Source organism: Desulfobulbaceae bacterium (assembly GCA_015231515.1).
Lineage (GTDB): Bacteria > Desulfobacterota > Desulfobulbia > Desulfobulbales > VMSU01 > JADGBM01.
This window is the reverse complement of record JADGBM010000088.1, coordinates 11,991-12,497: the sequence shown is the minus strand read 5'-3', so window position 1 is coordinate 12,497 and position 507 is coordinate 11,991. Positions and strand designations below refer to the sequence as shown.

Here is a 507-nt window from a genome sequence, read left to right as displayed (position 1 = left end):
GGCGCCAAGCACAGCAGAGTGTTTCTCGCCTTCCCAAGAGAGCCGCACAGAACCTTCAGTGGCAGCCTCAGCCCACATCTGATGCCAATTGTAGGCATTGGTGGTGAAGGTATTTCGATTATCTGTGTAATCCATTATAAAGCGGTTCAAGCTGGCATGCAGATGAAGGCTCTCACCAATGGGTACATCAAGGTTTAGGGCGCCAAAACTAGTATGGTTGCGGATGTATTGTATACTGTTACCTGCTTCATATTCAGAGGTCTTGTAGCGCGGAAAGCTGTCCGAGTAGGTCAGGCCAAGGGCAATATCATTGGCCAGGGCCAGTTTTAGTTTGCCGTAAAAGGACTCTTTTCTGGTGTAGCGGTCCTTCCAGAGACCGTCCGAGTCAATATGATCGACATTGAGATAATAACCAAGCTTGGCAAATTTCCCCAGAACGTCGCTGTTAACACCATGAGAAGGGCCTTCGCCATAGGTGGCAGGTACAGAGCCAGAGGGGATAGTGGT

Annotated in this window: 1 protein-coding gene; it reads right to left on the bottom strand. The window is 49.7% G+C overall.

What is annotated here, in order from left to right:
• A partial coding sequence (locus HQK80_12335; protein ID MBF0222992.1) for a hypothetical protein occupies positions 1 to 507 on the bottom strand: 507 nt, incomplete at both ends.